Origin of the sequence: Vibrio sp. ECSMB14106 (assembly GCF_000972265.1) — a bacterium.
Taxonomy (GTDB): Bacteria; Pseudomonadota; Gammaproteobacteria; order Enterobacterales; family Vibrionaceae; genus Vibrio; species Vibrio kanaloae.
The window spans coordinates 171,485-197,092 of sequence record NZ_LAUM01000010.1; the positions used below are offsets into that span (position 1 = coordinate 171,485).

At 43.9% G+C, this 25,608-nt stretch carries 9 protein-coding genes and 1 pseudogene; 7 read left to right on the forward strand and 3 right to left on the reverse strand.

Going from position 1 to position 25,608, the window contains the following annotated elements; translation table 11 throughout:
• Positions 1–1,104, forward strand: coding sequence for a glycine betaine/L-proline ABC transporter permease ProW (proW, locus tag WR49_RS09565; protein WP_017057123.1), 1,104 nt, complete (start codon positions 1–3; stop codon positions 1,102–1,104).
• Positions 1,097–2,104 (forward strand): glycine betaine/L-proline ABC transporter substrate-binding protein ProX, encoded by a 1,008-nt coding sequence (gene proX / locus WR49_RS09570; RefSeq protein WP_046223848.1) that lies wholly within the window; start codon positions 1,097–1,099, stop codon positions 2,102–2,104. The genes proW and proX overlap by 8 nt, the downstream gene beginning before the upstream one ends.
• A 207-nt stretch (positions 2,105–2,311) precedes the next feature.
• Here proX and WR49_RS09575 read toward each other — a convergent pair.
• Both WR49_RS09575 and WR49_RS09580 read right to left on the reverse strand, forming a co-directional pair.
• Positions 2,312–2,541: pseudogene (locus WR49_RS09575) on the reverse strand (isochorismatase); the annotation flags it as partial.
• A gap of 35 nt (positions 2,542–2,576) precedes the next feature.
• Positions 2,577–3,200, reverse strand: a complete 624-nt coding sequence (locus tag WR49_RS09580) for an HD-GYP domain-containing protein (RefSeq protein ID WP_017057125.1) — start codon at positions 3,198–3,200, stop codon at positions 2,577–2,579.
• Positions 3,201–3,422: 222 nt separating this feature from the next.
• Between WR49_RS09580 and WR49_RS09585 the strand changes: the two genes are divergently transcribed.
• Both WR49_RS09585 and WR49_RS09590 read left to right on the forward strand, forming a co-directional pair.
• On the forward strand, positions 3,423–5,816 hold the full coding sequence (locus tag WR49_RS09585) for a hypothetical protein (RefSeq protein ID WP_231574695.1): 2,394 nt from the start codon (positions 3,423–3,425) through the stop codon (positions 5,814–5,816).
• 8 nt (positions 5,817–5,824) lie between these two features.
• The gene (locus tag WR49_RS09590; protein WP_046223850.1) at positions 5,825–8,158 is read left to right on the forward strand and encodes an Ig-like domain-containing protein; all 2,334 of its coding nucleotides are present in this window, start codon (positions 5,825–5,827) and stop codon (positions 8,156–8,158) included.
• Between the two features lie 59 nt (positions 8,159–8,217).
• Here WR49_RS09590 and WR49_RS09595 read toward each other — a convergent pair whose 3' ends face one another.
• Complete coding sequence (locus WR49_RS09595; protein WP_046223851.1) at positions 8,218–10,077, reverse strand: helix-turn-helix domain-containing protein; 1,860 nt, start codon at positions 10,075–10,077, stop codon at positions 8,218–8,220.
• Positions 10,078–10,386: 309 nt separating this feature from the next.
• On the opposite strand from WR49_RS09595, the gene WR49_RS09600 reads away from it, so the two are divergent.
• From WR49_RS09600 to WR49_RS09610, 3 genes are all read left to right on the forward strand, one after another.
• On the forward strand, positions 10,387–20,781 hold the full coding sequence (locus tag WR49_RS09600) for a DUF11 domain-containing protein (RefSeq protein ID WP_046223856.1): 10,395 nt from the start codon (positions 10,387–10,389) through the stop codon (positions 20,779–20,781).
• 27 nt (positions 20,782–20,808) lie between these two features.
• Complete coding sequence (locus WR49_RS09605) at positions 20,809–24,324, forward strand: hypothetical protein (protein WP_046223852.1); 3,516 nt, start codon at positions 20,809–20,811, stop codon at positions 24,322–24,324.
• Positions 24,325–24,385: 61 nt separating this feature from the next.
• Complete coding sequence (locus tag WR49_RS09610) at positions 24,386–25,336, forward strand: OmpA family protein (protein ID WP_046223853.1); 951 nt, start codon at positions 24,386–24,388, stop codon at positions 25,334–25,336.
• Positions 25,337–25,608 lie beyond the last annotated feature (272 nt).

Below are 25,608 nucleotides of genomic sequence, written 5' to 3' on the forward strand. Positions count from 1 at the left end.
ATGTCGTCAGAACAAATAGATAATGACCCGTGGTCACAATCCACTAAATCAGAACCTTCAGCTCAACCTGCAAGTGACCCATGGGGTCAAGCAAGTGATACATCACCATCGGCTGATTGGCTAAGCAGCGAAACAGTAGAGACTGCACCTTTTGATCCACTGAACCCATTCGTGGAAGCAGTGTTGCCTGTTGATAATTGGGTTGAATCTGGATTGAATTGGCTAGTTGAACATGGGCGACCATTATTTCAGGCAGTACGTATACCTATCGATTTCATTTTAAGTTCATTTGAAACGGCACTTGTGTCTACACCAGCACCATTCATGCTGATCATTTTGTTTTTGGTTGCATGGCAGTTTTCAAACCTCAAGCTTGGTGTTGCGACTGCAGTATCCCTTACTTTTATTGGCTTGATTGGCGCTTGGTCTGAAGCGATGACCACTCTTTCACTGGTGATGACATCGGTATTCTTCTGTTTATTGATCGGCTTACCAATGGGTATATGGTTGGCCCGAAGTAATACTGCCGCTAAATTTGTGCGTCCAATTCTCGATGCGATGCAAACTACTCCGGCCTTTGTTTATTTGGTACCTATCGTAATGTTGTTTGGTATCGGTAACGTTCCGGGCGTGGTGGTTACTATCATATTCGCACTGCCACCAGTGGTACGTTTGACCATCTTGGGTATCCAACAAGTACCGGAAGAATTGATTGAAGCGGGACATTCATTCGGTGCCAATAAAAAGCAAATGCTTTATCGCATTCAACTGCCGCTTGCCTTACCAACCATAATGGCAGGTGTAAACCAAACACTTATGTTGTCTCTGTCTATGGTTGTTATAGCGTCAATGATCGCAGTAGGCGGCTTAGGCCAAATGGTACTGAGAGGTATCGGTCGTTTAGATATGGGGCTTGCTGCTGTCGGTGGCCTAGGCATTGTTATTCTTGCAATCCTACTTGATCGAATTACTCAAGTTTTAGGGGCTAATGCAGGTGATACAAAACTACGCTGGTACCGTATGGGACCTGTTTCCATTTTACTTAATGCTTTAAATCGCGGTAACCAATCAAAACTACAATCAAGGAAAAACACTAATGAATAATTCATGGAAGAGCAAATTCGCTGTTAGCATCGTTTCTACATTAGCCGCATCAACAAATGTGTGGGCAGCAAGCTTACCGGGTGAAGGTGTCTCCGTTCAACCTGTTCAATCGTCTGTAGCGGAAGAAACATTCCAAACTTTGATCGTTAATCGTGCTTTAGAAGAACTTGGCTATGACGTGAAATCGACGCAAGAAGTGGACTACAACGTAGGTTACACCTCGATCGCAAAAGGTGACGCCACATTCCTATCAGTAGGCTGGTTTCCACTTCATGATGATAAATACAAAATGGCAGGTGGCGATGATAAGTTTTATCGTGAAGGCCAATATGTAAGCGGTGCAGCTCAGGGCTACTTGATTGATAAGAAAACGGCAGAGAAGTATAACATTACGAATATTGGTCAACTAACCGATCCAAAAATTGCGAAACTGTTTGATGCAAATGGAGATGGTAAAGCTGATCTAACGGGCTGTAACCCAGGTTGGGGCTGTGAGACGGTTATTGAGCACCAACTTTCAGCATTTAAACTGGATGACACGGTTACTCATAATCAAGGTAACTACGCAGCCATCATTGCTGATACCATTTCGCGCTACCAAAAGGGAGAATCAATTCTATACTACACGTGGACACCGTATTGGGTGAGTGGTGTATTGGTTCCAAATGAAGATGTAGTTTGGCTAGAAGTTCCATTCTCTTCACTTCCTGGTGATCGTTCTGATGTTGATACTACGTTATCTAACGGTAAGAACTATGGCTTCCAAATGAACTCAATGCGTATTATCGCGAATAAAGAGTTTGCTAAAAATAATCCATCTGCGGCTAAGCTTTTCGAAATCATCAAACTTAACATCAATGATGTAAGTGCACAGAACATGATGATGAGCAAGGGTAAAAACAGCTCTGCTGATATCGAAGCGCACGTAAATGGTTGGATTAAAGCGAACCAAAATACATTCGATGCTTGGATTGAAGAAGCGAAGAAAGCAGCACTGTAGATTTATGTTTGTTCAAGAGCGGACTGACACTTTAATTGGAAATGACTAGTGTGTTTAGTGATTGTGTAGAATCACTGAGTCACACTTCAAATGAAGTGAAAGACGACAAGAGTGAGCATTACAAGCCAGTAGTCCAATTTGGATTGCTGGCTTTTTGTTTTCTGTTTTGATTCTTGAATTGTGAGCTTCCAACTTTTAATTATAGCCCTAGCGTTCGTTTTGAACTTCGAAGTCGTCGCTTACTAAGCGAGCACAGTCATCTGCTTCAATTGCCCAGTGCTCACGATGCACAACATCAAACACTTAGTTCAACTAACCGTAAGAATGTAACTGCCTTCTGGGTGCTCTTTCCATTTTACGTCTGTGTAATCAAAGTCTTTGAAGCTTTGGACGATGATGTTTTGCCAAAATGCTTGAATAGCTTCACGATCTTCAAAATCCTAGCTCTTTGCATTTAATTATTTGCGACTTATTATGCGTCTTCCGTTCGAGAAGTGCTGGCAATAAAGCAGATAAACTTGTCGATCAAAAATGGGTTGAATTGTCCCTGTAATCTCTCATCAAATAGAATACGAAGTGCTTTTTTTGCTGGCATTCCTGTTCGATAGGCCCTTGTTGAGGTCATTGCATCCCATGTGTCCGCTATTGCAAGAACTTGCCCAATCAGTGGAATTTCTGAGCCTTTCAGTCGTAATGGGTATCCATTTCCATCCCATCGTTCATGGTGCAACGAACCCAAAATCGAAGCGAATTCTAGCTCGGGAGCTTGCTTGCTCATCATGTAAGTCCCTTCAACATGCTTGTTCATCAGCTGGCGTTCTATCGGTGTTAACTTGCCATTTTTATGAAGCACCGCATCCGGTGTTCCCAGTTTTCCTAAATCGTGAACAAGAGCAGAATCGAAAATCAATTCCAACTGTTCACGACCAAATTTTAGGTACTGCCCAAATGAATATGACAGTAAACAAACTCGTAATGTGTGTTCATAGGTTTCCATTGAATGATGGCGCATAGGCTGTAATAACTTGAGAGCATCCAGTGAATGCTTGTGCTGCAGAGCCAATGTGTACACGTGGTCAATTTTGGTTTGGTTCATAACGTTTGCCGTATCAATGTAAGTGAGTCCGGCAGTATGGAGACGATGAATGGAGGAGTTAACTTAATGTGATTGAATGTTTATTAAACAATCTTTCTCAAATTTAATATCGAGGTTTAGAAAAATTTAGATGTTTAAAGGGGAATGAATTTTTAATTAATAGCTTTAATTTTCAATGGTTTAATTTTTAATAATGAATCATAGCTATTTAATGGAGTCGAAGTGAGACAAAGTCCACAATACAGCTCTACTTCATTAATCAGAGTGCTTTTAATGTATCTATTCAACAGTGATTTGTTGAAACGGAATTCGACACTAAATGTTTTTACTTCAGTCAGTTTAGCGGTATTGCTAGTAGGTTGTGGTGGTGAGTCAAACTCCGGCGGAGAGCAAGATATCGTTGTATCTCCAGTAGGATCAGCCTCTATTAGTGCGCAAGATATTCAAGATAACTCATTAGTAGATAAAAGCTTCACTATTGACCTTACAGAGCATGTTCACACATCGAATAACCAAGATTTTGTTGTCACAAATGTTCGCGCTTTGTCTGATGACACTTGCCAAGTTCAAGGTATTAGTGAAAGTAGCTTTAAGGTCTATTCGTCTGACGTTAACGACTGTTTGTTTGAGTATGAAGTAGCAACTGAAACCGGCACTTCAATGGCAACCTCGTATGCTCGTGTTGCGATGGGACAGACCTACGCATCGAAAACACTTCCACGCATCACCACATCAACCATCGAATCACAGGTGGTTATTATTGATCTTGAAAATGAACTTGGTTCATCGTTACCCGGTGATGACTTTGTTTTGCAAGATAGTGTTGTTAGCCTTGGTTCAGGTACAGCCCGTGTCTCTGGCGAACATCGAATTGAATTTACGCCAACAGCCAAAGGTCAAACTGAGGTCTATTACAACTACCAAAACGGTGAGTCGATTCAACAAGGTTCGCTGTCAATTGCGACTTCAGAAGATACCTATAATACAGCACCTGATGTAACAGATTTTGCTCACGATGCTCTCGCGCAAGTGGGTGAGAGTGTTGTCGTGGATGTGAAAGAGCATATATCAGACGTAGACCTAGATGAATTGCAACTCGTTGGCGTACAAGATTTCAACTCGACAACATCACTTTACGATCCTGCCGATGTCACCAACACAAAGTTTGAGTTTTCGTCTACCCAACCTGGGCCACACGATGTGGCATACACAGTAAGCGATCACATGGGGGGCTATACGACTGGCGTGGCGCGTATAGAAGTCGAACCGGATTTCTCTTTGATTCAGGATTGGGAAGATATAGTCACTCATGATCCTGTGATTAGCTCAGACATTCGCTTTTTCGCACCAATGACCAAAGTGTACGCCGATTACATCAATGCCTCTTACACAGGCACATATATCGAAAATGGCACACAAGGTTTGAAAGACGCAGAAATCGTCACTCAAACACTTAGCCAAGCTCGTCAGTACTGCAAAGTGAGAGGCGGCCGTTTGCCTCTACAACGAGAGCTTGAAACGCTCATTACCAACGAAACCAGCGCATTCACCAACCATAATTGGCCAACAAGTAAGAAGTATTGGACAGCGGAAAATGTCAACGAAACAAACGTTGCCACTATTCATTTGAATGACGGGGCTATCGGCAATCAATCAAAGATCGTTGGTATGTACACAACGTGTGTTGATTTAAGTAATTCGAGTGTTAGGGATTTTTCTGCGGATGTTTCAGTGAAAGAGCGAGTCTCAAACCGATATGAATATGAAGTTCAAATTCGCGACCCTGATGGCAATGTAGCGCCTTTTGCGGACGTTGAATTGGAGTCTATGAATGAGCGTGGTGTCTTTTTAAATCGCGAGCCGGTTACTGTAGCGACTGTTAATGATGTTGGTTTGTTAGAGGAAGCATATTTTGATATTTCGTTTAGTGACGAAGTGGTTGCGACTAGAGTGAGCTCGCAAGATTACTTACTGCCTTTTGTTCCAGTAGATGATGCTTTGGCAATAGATGTGACAAACCCGTCCCTTTGGAGCAGTGATGAATATTGGGATCGAGAAATATATACCCCCGATGCTGATGGACTTATGTTGATGCCAAATGTTAGTAATAGCAAGCTGTTCCATATACATAAACTGCCTTTTTTAGGAGAAAATTTCACGATAAGGTTCCGTATTCAAAGCGATAGTAGTTCGTCAAAAGGTGAGTTTGCAGTTTTAATTCATCAGCTTGGAATTGATCAGTCTACATGGGAGCAAGATGGGATAATTAAAACTGGCAATACAAGGCCTTACCCTGAAAATGAGCCATCTGCATTTGGCTTGAATGTGAATTTGTATGGCTCGATGCCCGTATCCTTATTTGAAGGGGGACTGGTTTCAAGCATGCAAAACATGAACTTGCGTGATTCAGATCGTTTCTATTGGTTCGATAAACGCGGGCAACGAGTTTATGTTTACACGTCGCTTACAGACCAAAGGCCAGAGAAATCATCTGGCTATTTCGATATCACAAGTGATGTTGATCTTTCTGAGCCATATTGGTTGTCGATCGGAGGTAAAAACGCCGATTCGTCTAAGAATTATCGAATAACTGAATTAGATATGGCTGCGTATTAGGAATGACTATGAAAGTATTAAATTTAGGTGTGATAGCCCTAGGTATTTCTGCGCTGACAGCTTGTGGTGGAGGCTCTGGTGGTTCTGATGTGAGTTCTCAGCCTATTCAGCCATCTATGCCATCAGAGATATCCATTGAAGCTGTTGTGGTTCAGTCAAAAGCGCTTGTCGATGTTCAATCTCAAGTCATTGTCCAAGCTGATTCTGATGTTGATTTAAGTTTGACTTCAGTGAAAGAAGTCAACAATCAGCCAACTTGCAAGGTAACCTCATTAGAAGGTATGACGTTTTCGATCTTGTCGGAGCAAGTAGGTGAGTGCCAATTTGAATATACAGTCGAGCCCGTTGAACAAAGTCAGTACATTGCGCAAGCTTCATCTTTAGCAAGAGTGTCTGTTTCAGAAACAGCTGAAGACAATACATTGCCGAATTTGTCAGCAACGACCAACATTGAATCGCCAGTGACTATTGATTTGTCCGTAGAGCTAGAAAGTGATTTAGACACCTCGATATATGTGTTGTCGGAAGAAGTTACCTTATTAGGGTCAGGTTCTGTAGAGGTCGATTCGTTCAATAATTCGGTCACATATACTCCGACAAACATTGGCGTAACACGAATTATGTATTCAATGAGTGATGGAGTTTCAACTAAGCTTGGAAACATTGACGTAGCGGTTTCTGATACTGGAAATACGCCCCCGGTCGCAACTGACTATATTCGAGAAGGCAAACTTGCCAAAGATATGTCGGTTGAAATCGATTTAACTGACTATGTATCGGACGTTGAAGACAGCGTGATCTTAGATTCTGTACGTGCTTACAACGCAGAAACGGAAATCACCTCAACAACAGAGCATACTTTTACGTTTCAGTCACCAGAAGCGGGGCCACATGAAGTCGCTTATACGGTAACAGACGGACGCGGTGGCTATGCGGTTGGGCAAGTCTATATCGAAGTGGAGCCTGATTTTAGTCTGGTTCAAGATTGGGAGGATATTACGATCTACGATCCAACGATAGGCACTGATATTACTTTTACGGCGCCTGCAAGTAAGGTGTTAGCTGATTATACAAATACTGCTTACAATAGCTCTCAAGAGCAAGACGGAGTTACAGGTCCCAAGTACTCAGAAGTTGTCACAATGAATCTCGAACAAGCACAAAATTATTGTGCGTCGAGAAATGGGCGTTTACCAATTAGGCGTGAATGGGAATTACTTTGGGCTAGCCAAGGAAACTTATTTGAGTCTAGAAATTGGCCAACAGGGACGCAGTTTTGGGGGGCAGATATGGTATCTGAAACTTCTGGTGAGAGCTTTAACGCGTCAAATAGTATTAATTCAGAGTTGGAAAAGGAAAATGGTAATGGATTTGTAACTTGTGTGCTTTTGAATAATGAACTAGTTAAGGATTTCTCTAGCTCAATCGATTACATTACTCGTGAATATAGCAACGTAAGTGATATTTTCGTGCGCGTAATTGATCCAGATGGAAATATATCACCCTACCAAGATATATTAATAGTTTCTGAGCAAGAAAAGGGTGTTTTTAGTAACTACGAAAATTATCAGAGTTTAATGACAGATATAGATGGAACTGCAAATACTATTTATACAGATGTGTCTTTTAATGATGAGGTTATAAGTGTTTTAAGTAGTTCAAGCGCTATCTCTTCGGCAGTATACTCTTCGAATGATGCAGTAGCAGCGTCTACCTTACCTGTTACCGAAATTGATAAGTGGAATCGAGTAGCAGCAGAAAGTGGAACAATGCTACCTGTTGATGAGGTTGGCATACCTTCGTTTTATTATGGAGACAAGGGTTCAATCCGTGTTTTGTCGGTTTTTAATGAGCGTTCATTTACTGGTCGAAATTTTATCGGTTATGTGAAAATTGAAAACTTTGGAGAAAATGATGCTATTTCAGGTAAGCTATCATTTATTGTTCAGCAAGAGTCATCCACTCCTAGAGAAGATTGGGGAGATGTAAGTTATCAACCGGGTTCTCCTCGTAATAATAAAGCATTTGAAATAGTTACTAATTATTGGAACAACCGAACCCAGGTTTTTTCCGGGTATGGAAATTCATCGGGCATTGCGAATATGGATGTAACTTCGAGTGAAAGGCATATTTGGTTTGAAAATAATAATGGACACTTTATGGTGTATTCTTCGGACACCCCGGATAAACCTATAGAGCCAGCACTTTCATTTGAGATGGATTGGGCCGGTATCGACCCAGAACAACCATATTGGGTTCAGATTAGTAGTCGTATTAGTCGTGACCATAACTCTGAAGGTGTGATGACATATGTGACGGATACAAAATTTTCACCTTACTAATAAAAATAGAAAGCCACCGTTGATACAGTGGCTTTCTTATAGTTTACGCGTGTTGAAAATTAACCATACTTATTAATGAATGCGATAACATTCTTGTTACTCAGTAATTCGATCTTGTCGATAGTCAGTACGCAATAGCGGTAGTTTTTGTTTTTGAAGGTGATGTTCGACTTTTCTTCTGTTGGTTCTGAAAACTTCCATATTTCAAATCCGATGTTCTTCATAAGTTCCAATGCACTTGGGTTCTTTATGATCATGGAATACTTTTTAATCTTAGTATTTCTTGCAAGAAGCTTCATATCGGAAATCAGGTTCGCAATAGATTGTTCACGCTTCTCAGAGTGACCGCTAACCACAATGTAGTTTAAGTTATGATTAGAATCTAAAGAGCAGGCTTGCTTAATATGTAGATGCTTATTTTGGTATTGCTCGAATACCTCTTCGTTGAAGAAAAAACCTAGGCTATGACTAACAATATCGCCATTAACATTGACCATTTTTCTGCCATGCGCCTTTTTTTCACTGCAATAGAGAAACAGATCGATAGTATCAAGTGCAGAAGGATCAACATTGGTATACTGTGAAATTAGCTTTATTCTATCTATTATTGTTTTGTCATTCTGATCTGTCATTAATGGCATGATCTGAAATTTGTTTCCTTTATCTATATCTCCGTTAGTGATAGAAGATATTCGGCTTTGAAATGAAAAGAATCTTTCATGAAGGAAGTCTTCAAGTAATGCTCTGTCTTCGCTATCTTCTGAATCAAAAGACTTCAACGTTGTATACAAATCCAGACCAAGGCAATCCAATAGCTTTAGGGCTCTGTAATTGCTTGGTTTTACTTTGCTATTCTCCCACCGGTTTATTGTTACAGCATCTACAGATCTGAATCCATCATCTAAATGGTTAATGTATGATGCAAAATCCTTCTGCGTTAAGTTTAATTTATTGCGCGATTCGCGCAGTAAATGTGGAAATTTAATTATGGTAGAATATTCATCTTTGAGTAATGACATAACATTTCGATTAGTTAGGTAGTTTATTTTATCAATGGTTAATATGCAGTAACTATAATGTTTATTTTTGAATTTAATATTAGAACTTTTGATAGAGGGTGTTGAAAATTTGAACACTTCAAATCCCAATTCTTTCAAGAATTTTATCATATTAGGATCTTTTACTAAAACAGAATATTTCTTTATGTTTTTACTCTGAGAAAGTAACTTCAACTCTGAAAATATATGTTCAATCACATGATGCTTTGTTTCTGAGTGCGAGCTTACATTAAAATAGTTTATACTTTTGTTTGAATTTAAAGAGCAGGCCATTTTTAGGTCTAATTCTTGATTTTTAAATCGCTCAAATTGATTTTCTTCAAAGAAAAAGCCTACGTTGTGACTCACAATGTCGCCATCTGTATTGATGAGCTTGTGACCATGTGCTTTTTTCTCACAGCAATAGAGATATAAATCAATTTGGTCCAGTGGCGAAATATCGACTTTCGTGAATTTAGAAAGTAGTTTGATTCTGTCGATAACGCCAGTGTCACACGGCTCTGACATTAAAGGCAGTGACTTAAAGTTGCGGTCGCCTTGTTGTTCATTCAGGCTTGATAGAGCTGAAATTCGACTTTGAAATGAGCCATGGAATTCGCTTAAAAACAGCTCGATCAATGTGTCTTTTGGGTCAGACTTAAAGCTTCTTATTAGACTATACAAATCTCCCCCAAGGTACTGCAAAATCTTGAGTGCTTTATAAACACTAGGCTTTACCTTACTGTTTTCCCAGCGGTTTATCGTTACGACATCAACCGCCTTGAACTCATCATCTAGGTGGTTTAAGTAGATCGCGAATTCCGTTTGTGTAAATTGAAATTCCTTTCTTAAGTTACGTAGCAACTGCGAGAATTCACTCATCTTAAAACACTAACCTCTTGATAATAAACTGAATGTAGTCGATTTTAATTTAAACATCAGATTCTCTATTTAACATCTTCAGTAATTTGTTTTTTACGGATGTTAATTGTTCGGATTGTTTGAACTGTATGTTGCGCATGTCCTTAAAAATTGTAATGCCAAATTAGTGGCGTCAAATCTATGGCATCTTGTCTAGAGACTTGTCAATCTACTGTGAAGTACGCGTTAATGTTCAGATACAGCCTTGCCTTTTTCTTATCCATTTTATTGTTTCCATTCGGTTCTTATGCGGGCACTACCGGCCTAGTAATGGATCTCTCTGTTAACAGTTCGTCTTACGACAACGATCAACAGGTGCTCTATACGCTTATTTTAACGAATGAGTCGGACAAAACCATTGTTGACTTGGACGTTAAAGATGAGCTGTTAAATATCTTAACGACAAATGATCAAGGAAATAATGTCAGCGCATTCTCGCAAGTCTCGACTCAGGCGCAATCCTCCTTACTTTCATCTCCAGGTGATTACAGTCGCTTTGGAAACTTAGATGCATCAGGTGTGCGTATTGCGGCTGGTGGGTCAGTGACCTATAACATGGTCGCCACCGTTTCTGCTGACGCAGCTGGTACGATTGATAATGTCGCAAGTGCGAGCACTGGGCTTTTGGATGCTGTTGAATCAAATACAGAATCCATTCAGCGTGGTGTGTACCAACATGATGTTGTTGTTTCGGTCGATAAGACGAACTATCAACTTAATAACAAACTCACCTATAAGATTAAGGTTTCTAACACTGGTGATACGTTTATTCAGACGCTCGACGTTCAAGATGTCCTTTCAGACATAAAGGCACTCAATATTGAAGGGGCTTTGCAACAAGCCTTTACTGGCAACGTTAACTCAGTCAGCAAGATTGAAGGCAGCAAGAGCGATCCAGGTACCTTCGCCGAATCAGGGGACTTAGCAGTAAGTGATGCGTCGATTGATATAGGTGGGTCAGTGACCTACGAAATTCAAGCAACTGTTGCCGACAATTTAGTTGGCGACATTGTTAATGACGACATAACTGCAGAAACACGCGATGACTTGGTCACAGTTGATGAGGTTATCACTCCACCCACTGAGCCTAGTATCACCCTGACACATACCTTGAACCAATCGGATAACTACCTAGTCGACGATGAGTTTTCCTATACGGTCACGGTTACCAACCAAGCAAACTCCGGTATTGCTTACCATTATTCGGTTCAGCAGTTTCTTGCGGATCTTGAAACCGATCTAGGTAACGATGTCAGCAACGAAAAGAACGCAACTGACACGGTTGGTAATCCTTACGATTTTTGGACCAATGAAGTGACCTCGATCGGTTCTAATAGCCTTTCTGAACTCAATGCATCTGGAAAAGAGTCCAACAAGTCACTAGAAGACAAAGTGTCTATCTATCCCGGTGAGCAGATTGTTTATTCCGTTGTAGTGGACGTTAGCCCTGTGTCTATTGGTCAAATTCCCCAAGTTGTTGCCCGAGTGGTTGATGCTGATGGCCTCGCTGATTCTGGCTATGCTTTGGCTAATATTCTCGATTCGAAAGACGTTCTGACGACGTCATCAAGTCAAATTACACGTAATAAGAACACCAAAGATACTACTTATGTTCCGGGGATAGCCGGTGATAACGAAGTGGTCTATGACATTGTTATTTCTAACAAGGACACAGAGTTTTTCGCTAACGATATCGAAGTTGTCGATAAATTTGCTTGTATCGTGACAGAGCAAGCGGATGGCTCTAACGCTTCAGCATTTTCCGAGTGGAAGCTAGAAGTCGCCGATAGAAGTGGCGATGGATCGAACTATGGTTCATTTAATTACAATACTTGGACTACAAACGACATCAATTTGAAAGTCGACCTCGCACCTGAGGGCTACGTTCATTATAAGCTGACCGCAAAAGTGGCAGACACCAGTGTGGGGCAGATTGTTGATGATGGTACCGATGCGGGTTTGTGCTTAGGGGATAATTTAGGCGAATCGGGCTCTGGCGTTCAAATGCCAAACTCGAAATTAAAAGTCCAAAAGGAAGTGGATTCGCGTTACTACTCAGCTGGCGGCACCCTGAACTACGACATCACGGTAGAGAATAACGGTGACGGCTACGCGATTGATGTACCGGTTTATGATGATTTAGTCTCGGTCATGACTCAGTCTATTAACGATACACCGGCGAAAGCGTATTTGAGCTGGGTTATTACTGCGAAATCCTATGCCTCTGACGGCTCAATTTCGACAAACAGTGATCCCGGTTTTACTGGTCAAATTGAAGGTAACCAAAGCAATAAACTTATCTTGGACGAGAAGGCTAAGTTGGCCCCACACGATAGGATCGTTTATAGCATTGCAGCGGTCGTAAACCCCATTGCCGATGATGAAATTCGTAATGAAGTGACGGTAGACAGCGTGCTTTATTCCGACAGAGGCTCATACCCACGAGATTACTACTTAGTATTGGATAAGCGTGTTGATGGTCATAACGAACAAAACGCGTATACCGACGCCACCAATACTGTCACTTATACTATCAGCGTTACCAACCCAGAAGGGAACGGTTTCGCCTCTAACATCAATGTCAAAGATGAAATCAGCACCATAGAAGCTGAGTTACTTCACGAGCCGGGTGAAACCAAGCCCGTGTTCTCTTCGTGGACGATCAGTGCAGAAAGAGAGGCAGACTCTCCGTGGGTGAAAGCCGTGACTGACCCTGGATCGTTCTCGGATAATAATGATCTGGATGCCACCGCTCAGATCCCGCCAGGTGCGACGATTATTTATACCATTGTTGGGACACTCGATCGCACTGTAGACAGTGAGATTCTTTGGGGAGCATTCACCAATACAGCAACAGTGACGGGACCAGATACTAACTTATCGGATACGGTACGCACCTATCCTAGCGAACCGAATCTTGTGGTTGCTAAGACCGCTCGAAACTCCGACTTTGTTGTAGGTGAGCGTGCTACGTTCGATATTTATATCTATAACCGAGGCATCGGCTACGCAAATGACGCAACGGTACAAGATAGCATTTCAGCACTTAATTTCTTTGATAGCTGGACAATTGTAGGTTCGACCAACACCGATAAACCGGGTTCTCGTTACGGTGACATTGCTAACGACACTGATATCGATACCGACGTTGATATTACTCCCGGAGGGTGGGTTCACTATGAGGTGAGCGGCATTGTTAAGTCTGACTATGAAGAAGAACAAGTATCGAACCGTGTTGATGTTTACGATCCTATTACAGACCGTGACCACAGCTCTTCCGCTCAAATAGATAACTCACACAGTACCTATGACATCAATGTTTCACTAGCCAAAACTACCGATGTTGTTCGTTACACGCCGGGTGCAGATATCATCTATACCATCGTTATTGGCAATAATAGCGACACTGATGAGACCGATCTTATCTTTATGGATCGTCTGAGTGAGATCACCACTACGCTAGCGAATGATAAAGATGGTGAAGTAGAAGATGTTCTTAATCAAAACCCGTTTGACTATTGGTCTGTTGATACTGGCTCTGATTTCGGCCCTCAAACGACTGAAGATGTGGAGTTCCCAGTTTCAATTCCCGCGAAAAGCTTTGTCACGGTGCGTATTAAGGCGCATGTCAAAGACAATGCGGTATCTAACGGTGTCGCTGACAGAGACGGCGGCATAATCCGCAACGAAGCAGTGCTGATTCATGACGATAATACCGGTTGTACTGACGATTGTGAGTATGCCAAACGTGCCGTGGCTGAAAACCATCAGGTACATAACAGTGGCGGCGTTGTTCGTACAACCAATATTAATCGTTACTCCCCTGGCGATGAGTTGACGTATACCATCAAGTACAACTCTCAAGACGGGCACGGTTATCGAAACAACGTTGACGTTAACGAACTGATTAATGACATATCAGTGGAGCTACAAGATGGCAATTCAGGTAACCCATTTTTCGATGATTCGGTAGGTTCAAACAAGTTTACGGTGGCGGTTGCTAAGAGCGACCCTACGAACGCGGGTACAACCGATGGTACCAAAGACGGTGATGTTGCGAACGACACTGACATTGTAACTTCTATTGATATCGATGCTGGCGAAGACGTGACTTACACAGTAACCGGTACAGTAAGACCGGATGCGGTCGGTGATATTCATTACCGAGATACCGTCGTGATTCCCGATGATTACCATTTAGATTTTGATAAAACGACCGATGAAGTAGTGTACGAGCCAGCTCAAACCGTGACCTATCACTTAGTGATTGAGAATGACGGCAAAGGTAACGCTCACGATATTCCAATCATCGATAACCTCGAAGATATTACGGTCAGCTTAGTGGACGGTAATACAGGGCCAGCGTATTCAGATTGGACCATCACATCGATCGCAACTGGAACTGATTCTGAGTATGTGGATGCGGGCGCAGGTGCTGGCAATGTTTACACATCAACCAACAGTAACCTAAATGTTAAAGCCGATATTCCGATGGGCGCTAAGCTTGAGTACCAAGTTGTCGCAACCATCAATGACAAAGCCAATGGTGATGTTGTTAACGTTCTAACCGTTGATGGCGACACGATATCTCATGATATTCGTCAAGAAGCTCGAAAAGTTGATTTTGAAAAGAACATTCTGGCGTATTACGACACGGATGGTAATGAGTTGGTTGGCGCAACCAATTACATGCCAGGTGGCTACGTCGAATATGAAGTCTTAATTGAGAACATTGCTAGCGCCCACGTTGATGATATGAGCTTGCGTGATGACATCGACCAAATTAACACTCAATACTTTGATGGAACGCGTGGCCCTGCATTTGATAGTTGGACGATTGAAACGTATTCAGATAGCTCAGGGATTTCTAACCCAGATGTTGATAATTCGATTCATGATAATAAGCCGATTGATACTCACTTCGATATCTCGGCAGACAACTTTGGCCGAGTTGCATCGTCAGCGTTTGTCCGCTATGTCATAAAAGCCAAGATCAGTCCGAAAGCGGTAGGTTCTTTTACTAATAAAGCTTACATCGATGAAGACAATGGTAATGAACTGATCGCGGTATCACCACCATCAACGATGGCGGATCCTGAAGTCACGTTCTCTAAAAAAGCGTTTTATGATGCAGGCTTCTCTTCGCAAAAAACTGAATATTCTCAAGCTTCTGGTGAGAGTGAGGTTTATTACCGCGTGGAGATTAAGAATGCGGGTGATGGTATTGAATATGGTTCTCGCCTAGAAGATGCGATTTCGGAAATTCAAACTCGTATTGCAGAAGACAGCACCACTTCAGGTGGTGATCCAGTTGGACAACCGTTCTTGTCTGGCTGGGAAGTTCGCCTAGATAAAACGGCGGCGACAGGCTCTATTACCGACGCGATTGACTTTGTACCGGGCAGTAACATCGATATTGATAACGACATTGTTATCGCGCCTCAAGAAAGCCTAACGTTCACTATTCATGCTGAAATTCGTGAAGATGCATTGGGTGACATTCAAAATAAAGCGACGTACGACGGTAGTGCTCGAACAGCGAATTTAATGCCGCTTGAAAATAATACCAGTGTTGAAAAACGTGTGGTGTCGATCAACGGCAACCCGTTCAATGATGGTGATACCTATCTTCCGGGTGACGAAGTTGAGTATGAATTTGTAGTCACAAACCCTGAAAACGGTTGGGCGAATGATATTCAGATCAAAGACACAATCACAGACATTCAAGTCGAAGTGATTGGCGGTAAAACGGAATCCGCTTTTGTTTCTGGCGATATGACCCATGAAGTCAGCAATGGTATTGATGCCAACGCTGATACTTATGTACCAAGCTACAACACCAGCGGCAACCTTGATATTGAAACCGATATTGCCGCGGGAGAAGTGCTGACCTTTAACTTAACAGGTGTCGTTCGTGACGACGCTTTGGGCACGATTGATGCGAACCAAGTGACCGCAGGAAGTGATTCTGCAACATCGCAAGTGATCCCCCCTAAAGATGCTGAGATCGATTACTTCAAAACCTTGGTTTACACCGATGGCGAATCGGCGGGCTGTTCAGTTCCTTCAAACGATGGCAGTAGCTGTACTTATGCACCTCGTGGTGATGTTGATTATCAAGTTACGTTAGACAACATAGGCGATAGCATCGCAAATGACGTGAGCGTTATCGATGCGATTCACACCATCAAAACCGAAGATGGCGATGATGCGTTCTCTGACTGGACAACGGCTATTGCGGTTGAACCGGTAGGTTCTTACGACGTGCAAGGTAACTACAACGGCAGCGTGCCATTGAACGCAACTGTCGATCTTCGTCCTGGTGAACGTATTGTGTTTGATGTGAAAGGGACTGTGTCGACTTCAGCGACAGGCACCATCACCAACACGGCGCAAGTGAACGGTGATAACACCAACGACATCGTACTTGATCCGGGTCGCTCGAATATCCTAATTGATAAATGGACGGATACGCCTGAGTACGTGCCGGGTGGAACAGTGAATTACTACATCGACATCACCAATGACGATGTGGATTCTGGCTTGTTCTCGATTCGTGACATCATCAGTGGCTTTGAAGTCGAAACCGTCGATGGCTCAATGAAAACGGCATTGACAGAATGGACGGTTGATTACGATGTGCTTTATAACTCGGCGCCGTCAGATTTCAACGCGAATGACTTCTCAGAGATTGATAATCTAGTTGGTCAAAACAGTCCAGACATCGATTTACCTGCCGAATCCATCAAGATGGCAGGGCGTGACGATGCCGGTACGGGGGGCGGTGATAAGTACACAGTTATTCGTATTCACGTTCAAGGCAAGGTGCGTGATGACGCGATTGGGCGCTTTACCAATACGGCTTATCTGCGACATGGTTGGGACGATTCGAAGATTGCTCGCTTACGAGAAGGCTTTATCACTCCGAAGTCAGGTCAATTGGTGCTAACCAAAGAAACGACGCCAATTGCAGAACCTGATGCCAAATACCAACCGGGTCAACCAATCTCATACAAGATCACTGTGGCTAACACGGGTGAAGGTTACCTTGTCGATCAAGTCCTAACCGATCGTATCGACACCATCATGACAGAGGTGGCTAACAGCCCAGATCAAGAACAAGCGTTGACAGGCAATTGGGTCATTAGTGACGAACAGCTTGATGGCAGTGGCGATCCAGCCCTGAACGCTCGCAAAGATGTGGTTAATAACGCACAGGGCTATAGTGCGACTTACAGCATTCACCCGGGTGACAGTTATTCATTTGTCGTGACCAACACTGTTAATGATAAAGCCAAAGGCGAGATCACTAACGTCGTTGAAGTTGATAGCGACGACGGTGAGCACTCTGCCGATGCGACCTACATTCCAGAAGACGCGCAAGTTGAGATCACTAAAGACGTCGATAAAGCAGAGTACCTTCCGGGAGAGGCGCTTCAGTACACAGTAACCATTAAGAATAACGGTTTAGGTTGGGCAGAAGACGTTGTTATTCAAGATGCATTGAAATCGGTTGAAACCACGATTGCAGGCGGTACGACTGAGCAAGCTTTTGACCCTGCTTCAATCCAAATATCTGCGGTATCGACAACGGGTGAAACCCCAGTACCGGATGCAACCAGTGGTGAAGACCTTAATGAGATGCTCGATATTGCGCCTCAAGACAGCATTGTTTTCACTATTCAAGTGACGACTAATCCGTTGACTACAGGCGATATTACTAACATCGCATCAGCGACATTTGACGGCACAACATTTGATGACAGTGCTACCAGTACACCAGTGTTGGCGACGGTTTCGGTCAAGAAGACGGTTGATACGCCATCGTATGAAGTGACTAAGCTGATTAACTACGACATCACCGTAACCAACAGCTCTGATGCGTTTGCATCTGGTGTTCAACTTCAAGACATTATCAGTGACATTCAAGTCGACACGACCGCGGATAAACAAGAGTCGGCATTCCTACTATGGGAAGTGGGCTTTGACGCCTCGGATGATCGCTCCGTTGTCACTCCAAAGACGTTCGACTTGAGTGAAGACATCGATGTGAGTATGGATGTTGCGCCACAGAGCACAGTGACTTTCCATGTTAAGGCGTTAATTCGTACTACGGCGATTGGCGATATCAGTAACACGGCAACCATCACTTATAACGGCACACCACAAGACTCAACGGTAGTCATGACGCCGAAAGATTCTGAGTTTGTTGCGACGAAAACCAACGTGCAAACCGAATATGAGCCGGGTGGTGAGCTTGAGTTCCTGATCACCATTGAAAACACCTCGAACAACTACATCAGCGACTTGAGTGTTGTTGATGATATGGAGTCGATTGAGGTCGCATACTACAACGGTTTGATGGGGCCTGCTTTTGTGGCTGGTTCCACCTCTTTGGTGGTCGATTCAACCACAATAGGCACCACCACCGAGCAAGTTAGCCCGACGGAGTACAACGTAGATATCGCGCCGCACGGCACTGTTGTGTTCCGCTCAAAAGGCACCGTAGTCGATACCGCGACCGGACACATCATTAATACTGCGCAAGTAGATGGCGGCGATGTTATCAGCCCTCCAGTTCAAACAGTCGCGGCTGTGGTTCAAGCTGAGCTCTTCACCGATGCCCCTTATTACGTTCCAGGTGAGCAAGTTGAGTATCACTTAGTGGTGCAAAACATAGGCCGAGGTATAGCCAAAGATGTAGCGCTTTACACCCAGTTCTCTGAATCCATGGGTGATCATATTGATGGTGATTTTAGTAATGCGTTTGATGAATGGACACTAACGGCAACATCAGAAGGGGCTGAAACTCAACCGGGCACCTTTGATAATGACAAAGATCTGTTCACCTTGGTCGACATCGCGCCGGGTGGCAAGATTGATTACACGTTCACATTGACGGTCAATGAAGACATGCTGACTAACATCGATGTGCTTGGTTACTACCTCGACTTAACTGGTAGCCCAGCGATGCGCGCTCGATCTAAAGGCATGTTGGCATCAGAAACCTCGATGCAGGCAGTGGCAGACCAAGTATCCGCTTTGGATTTACCGCCAGTAGGTGCTGATCTGGTTGTTGAAAAACGTTCTGATAAACCTGAATACACCGAAGACGACAACAGTGTCACTTATTACTTAGCCGTGACCAACAACGGTCAAGGTAACGCGGCTAATGTTCGTCTAACCGATGAGATCAGTGAACTACAAAACAGCACAGGTAATAAAGTCTTTACCGATTGGACAATTGAAGGTGTCGAAGTCGATGATTCGGGCGTGGTAATTCAGCGTCATAGCTTCCCGTCGAGCACAGACTTAGACACCACAGTTAACCTGAAATCCAACAAACGAAATGCTTACGCGTTTGAGGTCGTGGGTACGCTAGGTAAGGGCTTGGATGACGACATTACCAATACCTTTACGGCGACCGAATCTGACGGTACTGAAACCAGCGACAGCGTAACTACTCACATCAAGAAGATTCCAGATAACTCTGGGGAGCTGGAGCTAACCAAGTCTGCGTTGCAAGATACCGCACAAGTGGGTGATGCGGTTGAGTACGAGATCATCGTTGAGAACAACAATGAATCTTACTTTAAGAACGTGACTGTGGAAGACCGTTACCCAGGTGGTCTGAAATACATCGTGGACACATCAGAAATTGTGCTGAGCGGCATTGATGGTGAGTTTGGTACTGAAGACGATCAGGTTATCTCTCAAGAACCATCAGACACGGGTAAGTTAATGTTCACATCGTTGAACTTTGATCCGGGTGAGAAGCTGCGTATTCGTTACTTATTGCGTGTATCAGTAGGTGCCACCTTTGGCGATTACATCAATACAGCAGTAGCGAAGGTTGATGGCACGGCTGTTTCTAATGAAGACACCGCCAAAGTGACCATAGAGCCGGACAAGGTATTTGATACCTCATCGATCATCGGCAAAGTCTTCGAAGATCACAACAAAGATGGATTCCAAGCCGATGCAACGGCTTTTGATGTTGAGTTAACCGCGAACCTAGCAACGCAAGGCTACATCGCTGATTCGACGCACATCATCCGTGATGGTCAGGATGTCGCAATTCAAGATGGTGCGATAACCACTGCACTTGAGCAAGGCTTGGCTCTTGGTGACCTTTGGGGTCATTCCGTAAACCGAACACTGCCAGAAACCAGCAAAGTGGTGGTTCAATTTAAAACTCGCACGCAGCAAAGCTTTGATTTCTACGTCACGACCGATGCTGGCTCTCGTATCGAGTTCGACGCACAGGGTCAGATTCAGTTTAAACATGAATCGGACAAGAAAAAGGGACTGAGCGCGGAAAATCTTAACGTAACCAGAAACCTATATCGCGATGGCGAGGATTACTTGTGGGAAATCGTTATCGAGAACAAAGGTATTTACGAAGATGGTATTCCGGGCGTTAAGTTGATGACGGTTGAGGGAATCGTTATTTACACAGACCAGTACGGTCGTTACCACGTGCCCGACCAATGGGTACTCAATAAGAAAGGTAAGAACTTCCTAGTGAAGTTGGACACTGATTCGCTCTCCACCTCCATGGAAGTGGTAAGTGAAAACCCGAAAGTGTTGCGAATTACCCCGAACAAGCTCACCAAGTTCAACTTTAGCGTTCATCGCAAAGACCAACAAAGTAAACAGAAGTAAGCCATTGGAACCGTATCTGGAAATTGTATGAAAGTATTTAGTAAGTCTCGTTTAGCAACGTGTGTGTTAACGGCCATTCCTGTGATGGCGGTAGCGAAAGACACAGGTAAGCTTGAAAAACTCGGTTCTGAGACGACTGGCATTGAAATCACTAAGCCGAACCAAGACCAGGATAGTTCGCGTATTTACCTAGAACAAGGTGCGATTTGGGCAAGCCGCGACATCACTCGCTTTGACCCAGTATTAGATGTCAGTGTCAGCGATGAGTTGGAAGTCGAGCAGGGAAAACTACGAGACAGCGTAGGTTTCACCATTACCACCAACTACGGTTACTACATCAAAAAGTACCAGTTGGAAGTGTACCGAGTGGGTGACTTTGGTCTGTCTGAGCCAATCGCTGTGCTTGAAGGCGATAAACTGGCGAACGACTCTGACATCAATTGGGATGGTCAAACCGATGTTGACTACCAATTTGAGGTCGGTGAGCAGCTGATGTTCCGCCTAAAAGCGTGGGACAAAGATGGCAACATGGACGTGACCACGGTTGGTGTGACGGATTTGGTGAAGCCTGATTCTGAAGTCGATATCGACCGAAACGATAACGACGATGAGGAGAGCAAAGGTAAAAGTTACGGACAGGCAAAGCTGATGCGTCACAACATCCCGACCAATGCGGGTTTAGCGAAATTCATCGGTACTGGCTTAAAAGGCGTAGATAAAGTCATCATCGGTGAAGATGAATTTGATGTCGAAGACGGCAACTTATACGCCGAGCAATACCTACCAACAGACTCCTACATTTTCCCAACCAAGGTTGTGTTTGATAACGGTGATGAACGTCGTTACAAGCTGTACGTTCGTATTCCAGATACTTACTACGCACAAACCGGCTTGGCTGATCTTTATGTTGGTAAGAACAATGTGTCTGGTAATAGCGATGCATTAAGTGTCGATGACCAGTACCAAGATGACATCTATAACCAAGGTCGTTTAGCGTACTTTGGTCAGGGTAAATTTGGCGACAAACTTCGTGTAACGACTCACTTTGATACGCGAGAAAGTGAAATCAAAGACATGTTCAAACATCCGTTCGCTTCGGACGATTCGGATGTGTTCGATATCCTCGAAGACGACGATGAGCTGTATTACGGCAACTATGGCGATAGCTCAAACATCGAAAAAGTGGTCAATACCAAGGGCAAGGTTTACCTCAATGTGGAATACGATAAGTCTCAATACTTGTGGGGTAACTACAACACGGGTTTAACAGGCACCGAGAACAACGATTACAACCGTAGCCTCTATGGCTTCAAAGCGGATTATCGTACTCGCGATACGACACAATACGGTGAAGATCGTCTGAACGTGGTCGGTTTTACCGCAGAAGCAGATTCGTTGTATGCACACGATGAGTTCTTGGGCACAGGCGGTTCTCTGTACTTCCTTCGTCATGGTGAAGCGGTACCAGGAAGCGACAAGGTTTATGTAAAAGTAAAAGATGAATCTGGCCTAGTGCAGAATGAAATCCCACTTGAGCCGGGCGTCGACTATGACTTTGACCCGTACCAAGGTCGAATCATTCTGACTAAGCCGCTCGACAACATCCTATCCGATAGCTTTGGTAGCGTGATTGAAAACGGAGACGACTACGAAAACTTTCTGGTTGTCGACTATGAGTACGTCCCACAAGGTTCAGACTCATTGGACGCGATGTCTTACGGTGGTCGTGCCAAAGGTTGGATCAACGACTACATTGGCGTAGGCGTGACGTACGCGACTCAAGAGAAAGACAATCAAGATTACGAGTCTTATGGTACGGACTTAACGCTACGTGCCACTGAAGGGACCTACATTAAGGCTGAGTTTGCACATAGTGAAGGTAGGCAAACCGAGTCGAGTTTCGTCTCTACCGATGGTGGTTTAACCTTTACGCCGATTGGCGACACATTGGAAGACCGAGAGGGTGATAGTGTCCAAATCACAGCTGTCACCAGTCTTTATGACCTTGCCCCAACCATCTTTGGTGCTGTTGGTAATGACCTGAAGCTTTGGTATCGAGACAAAGACGCGGGATACAGCTACGCAAGCAGCAGCGATGACCTTGAACAAGAAGCTTACGGTGCAGAGCTTCGTTTGCAAGCCACCGATCGTTTGGCGGTTCTCTCTCGCTTCTCGACCAATGAAGAGCGCGATGTCGATGGTAATCTAGAAACAGATACTGAAACCATTGAGATTGAGACTCAAGTTAAAATCACCGAGCACATTAAGGTTTCGGCGGCAGGGCAACAAACTGAAGAGCTTAACCAAAACGACGAGCACAGCGATGCGACCTTAGCGGGTGTGCGTTTGGAATACATGTGGGACAGCGAGAACAGCGTTTATGTCAAAGGGCAAAAGACCGTCGATCAGTCGGATGACTATGATGAAAACGACAGCGCATCGATTGGTGCTGAATTCCAAGTGTTGGAAGACTTGTCTCTTGGCGGCGAATACACCGATGGCGACCGAGGCCAAGTCGCTGAAGCTACCGTGACTTACGATGTATCCGATGACCACTCAACCTACGTAACTTATGTAGATGATAACTATGAAGGCCAAAACAACGTGATTGTTGGTCAACGTGCAGACCTGACTAGCAGTATCGATTTCTACCAAGAGAACCAGTTCGTCGATGAAAACGATGGTCACGGTCGTATCGATTCGTATGGTTTTGGTTATGACGTCACGGAAGATGTCGAGATGGGGATCGGTTATCAGCTTGGTGAAATTGAAGATGACCAGAACATCACCACGGAGCGTGAGTCCATCAGCTTCAATGCTTCAATTGACCTAGATGACATCACCCTTAGCCACAAATTTGAATACCGAGTGGATAAGAGTGAAGACGACCCTGACATCGCTCAGCGAGAACTTCAACAAATCGTGACGACCAACCGTTATACGCATCACCTAACGGAAGAGTACACGCTATTTGGTAAGTACAACTACTCCATCACCGAAAGCGAGACTACGGGCGAAACCATGGCGCAATTTACTGAAGCCACTGGCGGCCTTGCGTATCGTCCGATCTACAACGATCGACTCAATTTACTGAGCCGCTACACGTATATTGCAGATTTCGATCAACTGGATCGCGATGTGGATTATCAAGACGAAACCAGCCAGATCATTGAAGTTGAAGCGATCTATTCGATTGACCAACATTGGGACGTCGGTACTAAGTACGCGCATAAATACAAACAGCAAGCTTTTGAGCGAGCATCTGGTTCGAATGAGCTGGTTAAAAGCGATATCGACCTATATGGACTTAGCGCTTCTTATCGCGTGATGAAAGAGTGGGATGTGACGGGTGAATACCACTGGAAAACAGACACACTCAACGATGAGCTAGAACACGGTGCGCTAGTTTCGGTGAACAAGCACATTGGCGAGAACTTTAAAATGGGGATTGGTTATAACTTCTCTGCGTTTGATAGTGACTTAACCAATGATGACGACTACGACGCATCCGGTGTGTTCATTAACTTAGTCGGTAAGATCTAAGCCAGCCCAAAGTGGGTTGAAAGTTAAGAGTTGAGAATTCGAAGTGACGGTTAAGAGTAAGATGAAAACAATTATTTTCCTAGTTAGCGCAGTGATGAGTACTTTGCTGCTGTCCGGCTGTGCAACCGACACGTACGTGAGTCAGGAGAACCGAGACAAGTTTGCTGGCATAGACGTGTCTAAGTTTTTAATCAGCGAGTGTTTGGCGCCGGAGCGTGAGGTGCACATCGCCATCGCAGAGCATTTTGCGTTTGATAAATACCAATTACGCGACCTCGACAAGATCAACTTGGATACCTTTGTTAAAGAGATCAGAGGCCTCAAAGGGCGTATCACGATTGTCGGCCATACTGATTACAAAGGTTCTCTGGAATACAACGAACGTCTTTCACAACGCCGTGCTAAATCGGTCGCAGATTATTTGAAAGGGCAACTAGACCCAACGCAATATGACTGGGAAGTGAAACACCTTGGTGAGACTCAACCTCTTCTGTTTGGTAAGACAGATAAAGACCGAGCGGAGAACCGCCGTGCATTTATTGTGTTTGAAGAAGCTCAGAAGTACGAAGATATGCCTTTCTGTGAGCCACCAAAACCAGAACGTAAAGTTTATATGGCAATGACGCCGCACTTCGATTTCGACAAATCAGTACTCAAGCAAGAAGATCTCACTCAGTTAGATGACTTCACAACTAAATTGAGCGGCCTGCAAGGTAGTATTATGGTGGCAGGGCACACCGACCAATCGGGTTCACTTTCTTACAATGAAAAGCTGGCAGAGCGCCGCGCAGAAACGGTGGTTGAACACCTCAAAACCAAACTCGACCCTAAGCAGTTTATCTGGGAAGTGAAGTCATTTGGTAAGTTGCAGCCTGCGATTAATGAACGATCTGAAAAAGCCGATGCATTAAACCGCCGCGCGTTCATTGTGTTCAAAGAATCTGATATTACCGCCGAACAGCAAGCGCTTTCTGGCAGAGAACAAGAAGCGGTAAGCAGCGAGAGCGAGTAGAGTTCACCGAAGAATAACGAATAGTTGCCTTTACAATAAAACGCCAAAAAGCCCATACGTTGGGGCTTTTTGTTGCATGAGCTCAATGTGAAACAATCAATGTATCTTTGGGTAACTGCCTTTTATTTTAGCTGTTTGAGTCTGTACTCCCTCGACTTTTAGCTCTTCATCGTAGGTGACCTGAACTGTATTATTTGTTAGATACCTTAATCTTAGGGCAAGCTTACGAAGCCCCTTGCCCTGCAAGGACTTGCGAAAGGTAGCTGTTACTG